The sequence below is a fragment of the Microvirga sp. HS2 genome, assembly GCF_055792805.1.
The window spans coordinates 1-12,723 of the sequence record NZ_JBVVAJ010000065.1; the positions used below are offsets into that span (position 1 = coordinate 1).

Here is a 12,723-nt window from a genome sequence, read left to right on the forward strand (position 1 = left end):
GCGGCCATCATGGTCTTGGAGTGCCCGGGTTCCAGCCCGTGAAGGGCACCGAGCAGGACCGCGACGGGCAGGTAAATCCAGCCGTTGCCGCCGGATTGAAGCAGTTGAGCGATATCGGGCATCGGTTTTCCAGGAATATCGTGCGGTGGCGGTCATACGTCCATCCACCACGAACAGGGTCATTTCAGGTAGGTACGGACCACATCGATGAGCTCGGCTGCGCCCTTGGCGCGCTCGGGGTCGGGCTCGTGAGCCGGATCGACCACATGGTTGCGGATGTGGTCCTCCATCAGCTCGACGGTCAGGCCGTTCACGGCCCCGCGCACCGAGGCGACCAGCATCAGCACATCGGCACAGCCGAGTTCGGCCTCAAGCGCCCGCTCAATGGCCTCGACCTGCCCCTTGATCCGGCGAACCCGGGCCAGGAGCTTCGTCTTTTCCTTGATCGTGTGGGACACGTGGCCTCCTCAGTGACGGGTTGTGTGATATAGGGGGCTACCCTATGTGTTGTCCACCGCAATATTGGCCACAAACCGGATTTAGCCCGTGAAGAAAGACAATCCTTGTATCTCCGTGTGCGAGTTCGACGGCCGTACCGGCTGGTGCCTCGGCTGCGGCCGGACGATCCCGGAAATTCGCGAATGGCGGAAGCTGACGCCTTATCGGCGCACGGCCCTTCTGCGGGAGATTCCCCGGCGCGTGAAACAGCTCCGGACGGACGAACAGCAGCGATCCCCGAAGGTTGGAACGCGGCGGAACTTTCGCCCCGTCACGTCATCATCCCCGACACCCTGAGGTGTTGCCATGCTCGACGTTCTTGCCAATCGCACCTATCGCCACCTGTTCGCGGCCCAAGTGATCGCACTTGCTGGAACCGGCCTGCTGACCGTGGCGCTCGGCCTATTGGCCTATGAGCTCGCCGGGGCGGATGCGGGCGTGGTCCTCGGCACCGCCCTGGCCATCAAGATGGTGGCCTACGTTGGTGTGGCACCGATCGTCGGAGCCTTCGCCAACCGGCTTCCCCGCCGGGCCTTCCTGGTGACCATGGACCTCGTGCGCGCTGCGATCGCCTTGCTGCTGCCGTTCATCACCAAGGTCTGGCAGATCTACGTGCTGATCTTCCTGCTGCAATCGGCCTCGGCGGCGTTCACGCCCACCTTCCAGGCGACCATCCCCGACGTGTTGCCAGATGAGAAGGACTACACCCGGGCGCTCTCCCTCTCGCGACTGGCCTATGACATGGAGAGCTTGCTCAGCCCGGCCTTGGCGGCGGCACTCCTGACCGTCATCAGCTTCCACTGGTTGTTTGGCGGCACGGTGGTCGGCTTCCTCTGCTCGGCCGCCCTCGTTCTTTCCGTTCGGTTGCCGCAGGCACCACGTTCCGCACGGCTGGGCGGGATCTACGACAAGACCACGCGAGGTCTTCGCATCTACCTCAGGACCCCGCGCCTGCGGGGCCTCCTCGCCCTTAACCTGTCGGTCGCCGCGGCCGGGGCCATGGTCATCGTCAACACCGTCGTGATCGTCCGGGGCGTGCTCGGACTGCCGGAGGACGACGTCGCCGTGGCGCTGGCCTGCTTCGGCGGCGGCTCGATGGCGGCGGCGCTCCTGCTGCCGCGGGTGCTCGACATGATTCCCGACCGCACCGTGATGCTCCCGGCCGCGGCCCTGCTGGGAGTCGTCCTGTTGGCTTTCGCGGCGGCAACCTGGAATGGCTCGATCGGCTGGATCGCCTTGCTGGCTACATGGGCGCTGCTCGGGGTCGGCTACTCGGCCGTGCAGACCCCGACCGGGCGGCTCCTGCGGCGGTCAGCCCAACCCGACGATCGCCCGGCGCTCTTCGCAGCCCAGTTCGCGCTCTCGCATGCCTGCTGGCTCGTGACCTATCCGCTTTCGGGCTGGCTCGGACGGGAGGCCGGCATCCCCATGACCCTGGGCGTCCTCGGGCTGATGACGCTGCTCGGCTTCGCTCTCGCAGCGCGGCTTTGGCCTGCCGATGATCCGGACGAAATCGAGCATGCCCATCCGGAGCTTCCCTCGAACCATCCGCACCTGCGGGAGCATCGTGGGCACCGTCATGCCCACGCCTTCGTGATTGATGACCTTCACCGACGTTGACCGCTATCGCGGTAAGCCGCTGGTGATTGCTTAGCGTAGCGATCACCTGACCGTCCGGTGTCCGGGGCATTTCCGCTCATAGGACGCAAGGACTCGGCGATCTTGGCCGCCGTCGTGTCGGGATACAGATCAATGACGCGTCTGAGAACCTTCTTGAAACCCGCCTGTCGCTCCAGGCTTTCGGCAAGGATGCGCCTGACTTCGTCGCGCCGGGCGGCCATAGCACGGATCCTCCCATGATCGGACGAGCTCCTCCCTAGCTAGTAATAGACCGACGACGCAGCCCTCGGGAGTTTTTCAACAGCATCGACCCGAAGCAGACCTTCCCAGGACTCCGATCTGCCCTCCGATTGAAGACAGTTGTGTCCTCTTTGCGTGCAATGATCATGAGTCATGTGCTCGCTTGCCATTCCTCCTGGATGATGCTGGCCGCTGCAATAAGGGGAGGCACCTGGGGCGCAGGTTGTCGCCGAAATCCAACTCGTGTGGACGGAATTCCCCGTTCTTGGGGAGCCACTGTCCGCGCCTATGCCACAGCTGCCTGTCCCGTTCCATTGGTCGGCTGTGGCCGCTACGTGTCGACTCGGTCGGAGCCAACCATGGCCGGTGCGGCGAATTCGATGACACAAGTCACACCGGAACTCTGTAGGTGCCGATGCAATGAACCGCCGAGCTGACCCTCCACCAGTCGCTTCAGCAATCGGGAGCCAAAGCTCTCGAGCGCGGCGCCTTTCACCATCGGTCCATCGGATTCGCGCCACTCCAGCACCAGGTGCTGAGCGTCCCGTCTCCAGCTCACCTCTAAGCGACCCGTCGGGACGGAGAGCGCGCCGTATTTGAGCGCGTTCGTAGCAAGTTCATTGATCGCAAGGCCGAGAGCCAGCGCCTGCGGGCCCGGTAGTGTGACCACCGGGCCGGCTACGGTGAATCGCCCGGGGGCGTCCACATTATAGGGTTCGAGTTCGGCCTCTAGGAGCTCGCCCAACGTGATCTGGTCCTGGTGCGCCAATTTCCGATCCAGCAGATCATGTGCGCGAGCCAGGGCGGCGATCCGCGCGGAGAGCGCTCGCGCATGTTCCGGCGGCAAGGTCAACCTCGCGAGCGCCGCGGTGGCGGTATAGGCGTTCTTGACCCGGTGCCGAAGCTCGTCACGCGCAAACTCCGCCTCCTCGAGGGCTCGCGACAGGGCCTTCACCAGGCGCACATTCTCCATCGCAGTCGCGGTCGCCCGGGTGAGGGTTTCCAGCGTCTCGACCTCGTCAGGTGTCGGCTCGTAGACCTGGCCCCAGTAAGCGCCGATCGCGCCGATCGGGTCCTCAGACCGCACAGGCGCCATCACGAGGCTGCGCACGAAGGTTTCACGGTAGAGGTCCTGCGGGATCCGCCCGTCAAGGCGAATGTCGGCGATCACAACCGTCTGGCGATGGAGCATCGCCCAGCCGCTAATGCACGAGGCAAGCGGAAAGTTGCGGCCTTTCCAGAGCGGGCCGACTGCGTCTTCCTCCACATAGTGGCAGGCGTCGCCCTCTCGCAGGATAACCGCAACGCCATCCGATCCGATCAATCGGCGCGCCGTCGATCGGACCACCTCGACTATATCTTCTATCTCCCCCGCGCTCGCCAATCGCTCGATAGCATTCACGAGGTCTCCCGCGGGTGTGCGGCGGACGTTGGCGCGCTTGGAAGGTGGCGTAGGCTCCGGCATGGGTGCTCTGGTGTATACACATCGATTTCTGCCCCGGTCGCAAGGGTCAACCTGGGCCGTCTGAGAACTCAGAAATTGAGAAGTTTGTTCCGGGTACCGATCAGCAGCGGCCCCGATTCGGTGCTTCTGACCGTAACGTCCCAGTTCGAAACATGGCGCGCGCTCATCATGCGATCTGCGACGGGCACGCTGGACGGAAGGTTCCAAACGCCAAACCAGTGACACGCAGGCCAGAACGCTGGTCCCGGCCGAATCTCGCGGATTCTTCGCAATTCCGCCACCGCACGACAGCCCGAAGAGTTTTAAGCAAGTGGCATGCTGAAAACAACGAGCAGAGGCAGGGACCGCAGCCGAGCGCTTGCGAACCGCGGCGGCTTGAAAGCTCGGGTGTCTTCACATCTTCGATTAATCCTGATCGCCCATGGTTCATGACCAAAGGTCCAGAACTGGCACGCGCCGGTCGTTTGTTTCGTGGCCGCTCGAGCCTCAGGTCCGGACCTTGCCCCTAACAGGCCGTATGCTCTGAGGTGGCTCGATGGCGAGCCGCCTCAGGCGGTCAGATTTCAACCTGCTCTGCAATCAGAAGAGCATCGTCGATGTCGATGCCAAGATACCGAACAGTGCTCTCGATCTTGGTGTGGCCGAGCAGAAGCTGGACGGCCCGGAGATTGCCCGTCCTTCGGTAGATCATCGACGCTTTGGTCCGTCGTAAGGAATGGGTGCCGTAGGCGAGGGGATCCAGACCAATCGCACGAAGCCAGGACGCTAGCAGGCGGGCGTACTGGCGCGTCGTCATGGGCCTCGCTCGATTGATCCGGCTTGGAAAGAGCGGCTCGCCCTTGTGCAGATACTTCTTCTCCAGCCAGCGCCCGACAGCCTCGCGGGTTTGCTCTGTGATCTCGAACTGAACGGGCCGGCCTGTCTTTCGTTGCATGACCGTAGCTCGGGACCGCACTCGGCCATTGAGGGCGACATCGTCGACCCGAAGCGCGACGAGGTCACAAGCTCGCAGCTTGCTGTCGAGAGCGAGATTGAACAAAGCCAAGTCGCGAATGCGCTGCGCCACTTGGAGCCCGACCCGAATGGACCAGATGTCTTTGGCTTTGAGAGGCGGTTTGGGGCCAATCAGCTTGCCCTGGTTCCAAGGCGCTGTGGTTTGGCAGGGTTGATCGTTGATCATATCTCGCATTGCAGTGCTCCTGAAGCGAAGCCCCCCACAATGAACCTTGGCCGTTCTGCCGGCAAAACCCAGATTGAGCATTCCTCCTAAGATTCTTCGGCAGCTTACCAAGGTAAGTCGGACGTACCGTTCTTTGTACAGATATCCTGCTCGTGACTCGCACCGGAAATCGGATGAATTCAGGAACACCGCGGCTTTCGGGAAAAAGTGGATGCAGTGAGTCGACCTATGCTGCTGCGTCCGCGGGAGTTTGCTCCCGCGCCGTTCACCATCGACAGCCGTGTTCCTGCCATGGCTTGCTTTCATTCGTAGATCAGGAGCGGGCCTTCGGCAGAAACTATGTGACGATTTCGATCGCGCCCATGAGTGTGATCTTGTCAAAGTCGGAGACGAGGACGTCGATCCGCACTTGCCACGATCCGGTGACCGGGAGGACGACGTCCTCGACGCGCCAGCTGCCCGGACCCGCCTGCGCGGCGTGACGCTCGAACGGCTCGATCCCTGAGGACGGGTTGGACAGCGCCACCACCACCTCCTTGGGGCTGAGCGGAGCGCCCGATGGTGAGACCAACTTGATCATCATGGATGTCGTCCCAGCCCGTCCGGGATCAATGGTGACCTGGGCCATCGCCTGATCCGCGTTTACATGGACCGTTACCGGTGCTGTCGAAAGCGGAGGGCGGGCGGGCACATCCATCGCCCGAGGCGGCGGGGTGAACCGCCAGCCGGCGACCAGCCCCAGGATCAGCAGGACCAGCACGCCCTCCGCCGCGATGGACTGGGCGAACCAGCGCGTCTGTTGGGCTTCGTTCCGAGTCAGCGCCGGCGTGAGCAGGAGCCGATTGATACCCGCGAGGACAAGAAGGCCTCCGACACCGGCCAGCTTGAGAAGCAAGATGTTGCCATAAGCCGTGTCCCATAATGCCGGCAGCGAGCCGATCTGGATGACCGCGAGGACCGCTCCGGCGATCATGAGCAGGATCACCACGGGCAGGATGGCGGTCGAGAAGCGGTTCATGACCACCGCATCCTGCGGATCCGAGCGGCGGAGCATCGCGAACAGAGGCGGCAGCGCGCCGATCCAGAAGGCGAGGCCAGCGACATGGACGAAGACGGCCGGACGGGTGAGCCACTGCGGCTCCGCCGTGCTCGCGTGTCCACTGGCCGCGAAGGCAACACCAATCCCCGCCAGCGCAGCGGCGGAAAGCATCCGGGTCGGCCAGGGACTCCTCGTCCTGAGGGATACCAATCCGGCCAGCAGGGCGACGAGGGCCACCGAGGCTGTGATCCCGAAGGAGGTCTCAGCCCCTTGCCGCCACGCGGCTCCATCCTTGAGGGCCCAGAGGGGCAGGGCAAGGGCATCAAGCCCCTGAAGGCCGACACCCAGGAGCGTGGCAAGGACTCCTCCCCAGAGGGAGACGATGATCCCCCGCCGGGCCGAAGACCCGAGCTTCATGCCGCCTGCGATCCAGGCGGCGAAGAACGCGCCGCCTACTCCGGCGAACGCGCCGATATACATGATCAGGCGCGCCGCCCAGAGCCCGATCTGGACAGAGCGGTCGGCGGCTATCGTGGCGGCAGGCCTACTCGCCTGGGGGGATCCGATGGAAAAGATGACGGAGCCGCTGATAGGATGGCCGTCCGCCGACACCACCCGCCAGCTCAGGGCATAGGATCCACGGCCGAGGTCTGGAGGCGGCCTGATTTCGATCGCCTGCTGGTGCACCTCGAACCTGTTGAGGTCCTCGGCTGCTCCCTTCGGGCCGGTCAGGCGCAGGACGAGAGGGGAGACGGGCTCGGTGAAGTGGAGGACGATCCGGTCCGGCGCCTGCTGCAGCACGGCCCCATCGGCCGGCTCGGCCGCCATCAGCGCGGCATGGGCGTGCACGTCTCGTGAACCGAGCACAATGCACATGGCCGTCAGCAGCAGGGCGAGAAGGGTCCGCACGGTCATCGGCACACCAGGAAAGACGCGCGCATACTGTCATACCCGCGCATCGGAGGTTCAGTGCATGGCTTTCGCCGGCAGCAGCTTAACCCCAGGAGCGGGATACTTGTAGTCGTCCGCCTTCTTGCCTTCCGCCGGGATTTCGATCCAGCGGTCAGCCTTGCCGCCTTCGCATTCCTGCACGATGGGGAAGTAGAGCGTCGTGCCCGGCTGCAGGCTGTCGGTGAGGGTGCCGCGGAAGGCGAACTCGTCGTAGTGCTTGTCGAGCAGCTTTCCGGTCCAGACAATCTCCTGGACGCCTGCCGACACGGGCGTGCCATGGTTGTCGTAGGACTTCGCATACGGTCCCTCGACCGTGTCGACCTCCCAGCCTGGCTTGGGCATCGGCTTCACCGCGATGACGCCCTCGGGGATGCGCACACGCACCTTCAGGGTTGCGGCGCCGTCGCAGCCGTGTCCGACACGGATGACGCCCTTGTAGGTGGACTTGATGGGAGCCTCCTGCACCTCAAGGGTCGAATGGGCAAGGGCAGCGGGGGCGAGCAGGCACAGGGATACGGCTGCGCCAAGTGCGCCGAGGCGGGTGATGAAAAACATGATGTGGTTTCCAGTCGTTCGGGTTGATCGAAGGCGAGTTCGTCACCCGAGGAGCGGTGGCGCGCGGGCGCCCACCGGCAGAACGGATCCGGCGTGATGCGGGTCCGGGCGGCTCTGGTCGAAATCAGCGGTTAGGACCGTTGGCAGCGGAGCCGGGAGAGCGAAGACGGTCGGCAGTGGACCGACGGCCGAGCCGATCTTGCCGCAGAGGATGCAGCAGGTGCTGTGATCCCGGTTCCTGTGGTCGCTCTGGTTATGGGAGCCAGCATGCTCCGGGCAATCGACTTTAGTGGATGATGACGCCATCCGGAGGACCGGATGCGATGAGGCGGCAACCCCGAGAAGCAACGTGTGCAGGACCAGCGAGAGCGCCGCCAGGAGCGGGATCGCCTTTCTCGTATAGTTCGGTCCGGGTCGCATGCTGCTAACACTTAGAGGCCGCTTCGTTTCGCAACACCTTGTAGGCTCACCGGCTATGGCTCTCTTTGATTGACCGCAATCAATTCAAACAATGCCGGCTTGGGAACTTGGTGCGTATCAGCCTGTGCCGCGCCAGCTGTTTCGGTTCTGCTTTCAATTGGGGGCTTTGCCTGTCAGCGCAGTGTCTCAAGGTTGTCGCTTCAATCACTCTGAAGGTCCGGATTTGGCACGGTGCGGAAGTCATAGGCTGGTCCGCCTATTCGCTCAGGAGCTGCCCTTCATAAGCCCTTCATAAGCCCTTCATAAGGCCGCGCTTAACGGCTCAGGTTGACGCGATGCAGACCTTCCGTCGTTGGTCGTCTGCACTGCTTTGAGCCGTTTCGGAGAGCTGGGCTAATCCGGCTTCGTATCGAGCAGATCCGTCGTCAAGTGCAGGTGTCGTGCAACGATCAAGCTTGTCGGGCGTTTATTCCCGATAGCGTGAGCGTAGGCGTGGCATGCAGGACAAAGTGGATCGGTCGCCGGACCAAGCGGCTCCAAGCCCCGTCGTTGGCCCGAGCAAGCCGCGTCTTCTCCAGGTGCTCGGGCCGGGGCTGATCACCGGAGCGTCCGACGATGATCCGAGCGGAATCGCCACCTACAGCCAGGCCGGAGCCCAGTTCGGCTATGGCCTGAACTGGACGCTGCTGCTCACCTTCCCGCTGATGAGCGCCGTCCAGATCATCAGCGGGCGCATCGGACGCACAACCGGCCGCGGCCTCGCCGGGAACCTGCGCCAGTACTATCCGAACTGGCTCCTCCAGAGCATCGTGCTGCTGCTGCTGATCGCCAACATCGTCAACATCGGCGCGGATCTCGGTGCCATGGCCGACGCGACACGACTCGTGTTCGGCGGTCCGGCATTCCTGTACGTGCTCCTGTTCGCGGCAGTCTCGGCGGGCCTCCAGGTGTTCCTCCAGTACACGCGTTATGTGGCGGTCCTGAAGTGGCTGGCCCTGGTCCTGCTGAGCTATGTGGCAACGCTGTTCATGGTGAAGGTGTCCTGGGGCGAGGCGCTGACCCGTCTGGTCGTCCCGTCGAATCCTTGGAGCAAAGATTCTCTCACGACCATCGTGGCGGTGTTCGGCACCACGATCAGCCCATACCTGTTCTTCTGGCAATCGAGTCAGGAGGCAGAAGACGTGCGCGAGGTCCCCAGGCGCAAGCCGCTCGTCAGGGCACCCGAGCAGGGGGAGCGGGCCCTCGAGCGCATCCAACTCGACACCCTGGCTGGCATGGCGGTTTCCAACCTGATCGCGCTGGCAATCATGATCACCGCGGCGGCGACCCTGCATGCCCATGGCGTCACGAACGTCGAGACCTCGGCCCAGGCAGCGGAGGCGCTGCGGCCGATCGCGGGAGCAGCGGCCGAGACCATCTTTGCCCTCGGCGTGATCGGCACCGGGTTGATGGCGGTTCCGGTTCTGGCGGGGTCCGCCGCCTATGCCATCGGCGAAGCGCGCAAGTGGCCGGTCGGACTGGCGCGACAGCCGATGGAGGCCAAAGCGTTCTATGCCATGGTCGTCGTTGCCACGGTGCTGGGCGTGGTCCTGAACTTCACGCCGGTGAACCCGATCTCGGCCCTGTACTGGAGCGCGGTCATCAACGGCATCGTAGCCGTCCCGGTAATGGCAATCATGATGCTCCTGTCGGCCAGGCATGAGGTGATGGGCGAGTTCACTGTGAAAGGCCGGCTCAGGGGGCTCGGCTGGGCGGCAACGGCTGTGATGGCGCTGGCCGCCGTCGCCATGGTGGTCACATCGTTCTGAAAGGAAGAGGCGAGTCGCAGCCGGGGTTTAGCTGCGCACAATGCCTACCCTCCGATGCCGGAACGCCTCTAATTGGCACATCGCGGAAGAAGCGTTTTGGTCAGCTCATGAGGCGGTAAGCCGAACTTCATTTAATTTGCTGTTCGTTACTCTTTGACCCATGGGCGACATTACGAAGACGGGAGCTCCAGCGGAGCAGCAAACACCTGCGCCAGGCATCGTCTCTCCGGGTTGGTATCGGTGGCCGCGAAGCGCCTGATCGTGCACTGGAGCGGTGCCGTAGAGGAGGGTGCTCAGATCAGGCTGCCGTTGGTGGCCCCCGGCGGGGCGCCGGTTGTAATCGGGTGTGCACTCCCGGAGCTGCTCCATCCTCTCTGGCCCCCAGCACCATCTCGGTGGCCCAGTTGAGCAGAAGCGACGTGTAGGCCTGCTGCCAAGCCTCTTCCGAGAGGGCATGATCGGCTCCCTCAATGACACGGTAGGTCAGTGAGTGGGCGCCCTTGAATGCCGCAAGATAGTTCTCAATCACCGGGTGCGGGATAATGTCATCGCGCTCAGACTCCACAACCAGCACATCACCCCGAAACCGCGCACAAGCTGCGAGAGCTCGGTTCTCGTCGGGACGGACCCGGCCCTGACGGTAATCGGCGAGGCCGTACTTCTTCAACTGCTGCTTCGGCACGAGCCAGTCCTCGTCTCGGTAGAGCGCCGGAACCCGCAAGGCGAGCCAACGCACCGGGCGCAGGGAGCTCAGGATCGCGGCCAAGTAGCCGCCGTAGCTGCTCCCCACCACCGCAATGGCGCCCCGATCCACGGCTCGGTGGCTCACCAGCGTATCATAGGCGGCCAACGTATCGCACAGGTTGTCCTCTCGGGTCACGGTATCCTTCTGCGCGGCGGTTCCCGCATGGCCGCGGAGGTCGACGGTCAGGCAGACACAACCGAGGGCTGCGATCTCCCGTGCCCGGGCCAGATACTGTTCCTGACTACCGCCCCAGCCGTGCAGAAAGAGCACGCCGGGCACCACGGTTGCCGGCGTGACCAGGGTGCCTGAGATCTGCTGGCCATCGGCCGGGATATCGATGCGGTCATCGTGTGTCGTCATAGGTCTCAACCACCGTGTACTTGGTCAACAATCCAATCCGCTCGTCGGCTCCACGGAAATACACCGTCGCATGCAGGGGTGGAGGGCTGCATTCACCGTAGAGCTCAACTGTGGAGGCCCGCACCACGTGCAGCCTGGGATCGGCCCGGAACGCTTCGAGGGCGGCAATTTCTGCGCCAGTTGCGCCGCCCATGCGCCAGGACTGTTCCAGCACACCCGAGCGCCACTCACCCCTCGCGTTCAGTCCCTGGGCGACATCGTAGTTGCGCCGGGATGCAAACATGCCCGGAAAGACGCTTGTGGCAGCATCGTAGTTGCGGGCCTGCTCCACGGCTATCCGGATACCTTTGCAAAGAGAGAGCCGGGACAGCGCGCCGAAATCGCCGCGCACAACCACGAGATCGGACCCGCCATAAACCTCGCTACCGGCAAGGTCGGTCGTTAGGCGCTGGCTGCCATAGTATGCCGCCGTGAGGTCCCCCACGTGTACTTGGCCGACACTGTAGGTGGTGACTTCGGTGAGGTTCTCCTCCAAGACCAGCCCCACCTCAGCCAGTTCATGAGAGTCCAAGGTAGCGGTGACCTCCTTCAGGCTGATTGTGTCCATCACCACGATCTGTCCGCGTCCGGCGGTGGCGCGCACTGGCTTGAGACGCACAGGCCCATGCGCCAGGAGTCGCTGACCGGCGGCCTGGGCCTGCTCCGGCGTGAAGACGGAATAGCCCCGTAGAACAGAGCCTTGGACCTGATCGGGGAACGCATTGGACCAGCCCTCAGGGACAGGACCCTGCATCTCGATCCGCGGATGCGTGATGAGCTTGGTCGCCACGAACGGATACGGCACGACGCCGCCGAAGAGATGGTGTTCGGCTCTGATGCCGAGCCGGGCGGCTGTCGCGAGGCCTACCAATGTGTCGTTTGGGACAAAGTAGATCCTGCCGGGGTAGGTGACCGAGGGATTGTATTCGCCGGCATAAGCAAAGCCCAGGAGAGCCGCTAACCGCCGGGCAATCTCGGTTCGGGTCACCCGTTCATGCGTGTCGGTAAAGCCACCCTGCTGAGGCGAGTACTCGACCACCACGTCCCGTGCCACACCAGGCTCCTGTGCCACGCCGTCTCGAAGACCAAGCACTTGGGTGTTCGCAGGTTCCGGCTCGCGAACAGCGTTGCTCTACAAATGTCCAGTCCTGGCGCATATGCGAAGTAGACCGAATGTCCGCTCAAGCGAGGAGCAGCAGACCTTCCCAAGGCGCCCAAAATTTCCTTGAGTGACCCGATGCGGACATTGCAACCGATCCGCCCCGCGTCCGCGCATGTGGGCTTAGGGGGCTGCACCCCAATCAAGCAGGTGTTACCGCCAGCGGCCGCAGCTTTTTCTGATGTAGAAACCTCATCGACTGGTGCCCACCCTTTCCGGGCTATCACCTCTACTGTCCGAGCCGCCGCCAATCCTCGCCGACCTTCGCCGTTCTGGTTGATGCGTGCGCTATCGGGGCTGAAACTAAGTCATCCCTGCCTGATTGATGGGAGCCTTGGTGCGGGTCTGGCGCGGCAAGGCCCTTGTTGCGACGCCTAGCGCGCCTGAATGCTTAAATTTCGGCCACAATATAGTATCAGACTACGTACTGGTCTTGTTTCGGAAAAATGGAGAGCACTTCTTGTATGAAGCAGGAGGATCTCCATGCCCCAGACACGCTTTACGAAAGAGTTTCAGGATGGGGCGGTGCGGCTTGCTCTGACCAGCGGCCGCAGCCGACGCGAGATTGCCGCGGATCTCGGCGTCGGCCTGTCGACCCTGCGCAACTGGATCGACCGCCGCCGTGAGCGCCAGATCGACGATCC

General features: G+C 63.4%; 13 protein-coding genes and 2 pseudogenes. 5 read left to right on the forward strand and 10 right to left on the reverse strand.

The features are described 5' to 3' along the window. Together ACS5Q0_RS26690 and ACS5Q0_RS26695 are read right to left on the reverse strand one after the other, a co-directional pair. Positions 1-122: pseudogene (locus ACS5Q0_RS26690) on the reverse strand (nickel/cobalt efflux protein RcnA); the annotation flags it as partial. 57 nt (positions 123-179) lie between these two features. After that, positions 180-458 carry a metal/formaldehyde-sensitive transcriptional repressor gene (locus ACS5Q0_RS26695; protein ID WP_009493033.1) on the reverse strand — a complete coding sequence of 93 codons (279 nt, stop codon included), beginning with the start codon at positions 456-458 and terminating at the stop codon, positions 180-182. An 88-nt stretch (positions 459-546) separates the two neighbouring features. On the opposite strand from ACS5Q0_RS26695, the gene ACS5Q0_RS26700 reads away from it, so the two are divergent. Beyond that, positions 547-795 carry a DUF1289 domain-containing protein gene (locus ACS5Q0_RS26700; RefSeq protein WP_473129666.1) on the forward strand — a complete coding sequence of 83 codons (249 nt, stop codon included), beginning with the start codon at positions 547-549 and terminating at the stop codon, positions 793-795. Positions 796-804: 9 nt separating this feature from the next. Next, the gene (locus ACS5Q0_RS26705; protein ID WP_473129667.1) at positions 805-2,118 is read left to right on the forward strand and encodes an MFS transporter; all 1,314 of its coding nucleotides are present in this window, start codon (positions 805-807) and stop codon (positions 2,116-2,118) included. On the opposite strand, the gene ACS5Q0_RS26710 is transcribed toward ACS5Q0_RS26705, so the two are convergent. The 6 genes from ACS5Q0_RS26710 to ACS5Q0_RS26735 form a co-directional block, all read right to left on the reverse strand. Continuing rightward, positions 2,106-2,339 (reverse strand): hypothetical protein, encoded by a 234-nt coding sequence (locus tag ACS5Q0_RS26710; RefSeq protein ID WP_473129668.1) that lies wholly within the window; start codon positions 2,337-2,339, stop codon positions 2,106-2,108. The genes ACS5Q0_RS26705 and ACS5Q0_RS26710 overlap by 13 nt on opposite strands. A gap of 350 nt (positions 2,340-2,689) precedes the next feature. Then, the gene (locus ACS5Q0_RS26715; RefSeq protein WP_473129669.1) at positions 2,690-3,760 is read right to left on the reverse strand and encodes a sensor histidine kinase; all 1,071 of its coding nucleotides are present in this window, start codon (positions 3,758-3,760) and stop codon (positions 2,690-2,692) included. Positions 3,761-4,379: 619 nt separating this feature from the next. Beyond that, positions 4,380-5,012: a tyrosine-type recombinase/integrase gene (locus ACS5Q0_RS26720; protein ID WP_473129670.1), complete on the reverse strand. Its 633-nt coding sequence runs from the start codon at positions 5,010-5,012 to the stop codon at positions 4,380-4,382. A 328-nt stretch (positions 5,013-5,340) separates the two neighbouring features. Beyond that, positions 5,341-6,957 carry a copper resistance CopC/CopD family protein gene (locus ACS5Q0_RS26725; protein ID WP_473129671.1) on the reverse strand — a complete coding sequence of 539 codons (1,617 nt, stop codon included), beginning with the start codon at positions 6,955-6,957 and terminating at the stop codon, positions 5,341-5,343. A 51-nt stretch (positions 6,958-7,008) separates the two neighbouring features. Then, entirely contained in the window at positions 7,009-7,548 is a 540-nt protein-coding gene (locus ACS5Q0_RS26730) for a YcnI family copper-binding membrane protein (RefSeq protein WP_473129672.1), read from the reverse strand. A 42-nt stretch (positions 7,549-7,590) separates the two neighbouring features. Continuing rightward, the gene (locus tag ACS5Q0_RS26735; protein WP_473129673.1) at positions 7,591-7,968 is read right to left on the reverse strand and encodes a DUF2946 family protein; all 378 of its coding nucleotides are present in this window, start codon (positions 7,966-7,968) and stop codon (positions 7,591-7,593) included. 497 nt (positions 7,969-8,465) lie between these two features. Here ACS5Q0_RS26735 and ACS5Q0_RS26740 point away from each other — a divergent pair, with 497 nt between their 5' ends. After that, positions 8,466-9,776, forward strand: a complete 1,311-nt coding sequence (locus tag ACS5Q0_RS26740) for an Nramp family divalent metal transporter (RefSeq protein WP_473129674.1) — start codon at positions 8,466-8,468, stop codon at positions 9,774-9,776. A 298-nt stretch (positions 9,777-10,074) separates the two neighbouring features. Here the strand turns inward: ACS5Q0_RS26740 and ACS5Q0_RS26745 are convergent, their stop codons facing one another. Continuing rightward, positions 10,075-10,881, reverse strand: coding sequence for an alpha/beta hydrolase family protein (locus ACS5Q0_RS26745; protein WP_473129675.1), 807 nt, complete (start codon positions 10,879-10,881; stop codon positions 10,075-10,077). Then, on the reverse strand, positions 10,865-12,013 hold the full coding sequence (locus ACS5Q0_RS26750; protein ID WP_473129676.1) for a DUF3182 family protein: 1,149 nt from the start codon (positions 12,011-12,013) through the stop codon (positions 10,865-10,867). The genes ACS5Q0_RS26745 and ACS5Q0_RS26750 overlap by 17 nt, the downstream gene beginning before the upstream one ends. Positions 12,014-12,264: 251 nt before the next feature. On the opposite strand from ACS5Q0_RS26750, the pseudogene ACS5Q0_RS26755 reads away from it, so the two are divergent. Together ACS5Q0_RS26755 and ACS5Q0_RS26760 are read left to right on the forward strand one after the other, a co-directional pair. Continuing rightward, positions 12,265-12,380, forward strand: a pseudogene (locus ACS5Q0_RS26755) (LysR family transcriptional regulator); the annotation flags it as partial. Between the two features lie 182 nt (positions 12,381-12,562). Further along, positions 12,563-12,723, forward strand: a 161-nt coding sequence (locus ACS5Q0_RS26760) for a transposase (protein ID WP_473129677.1), incomplete at its 3' end; no start/stop codon positions are given.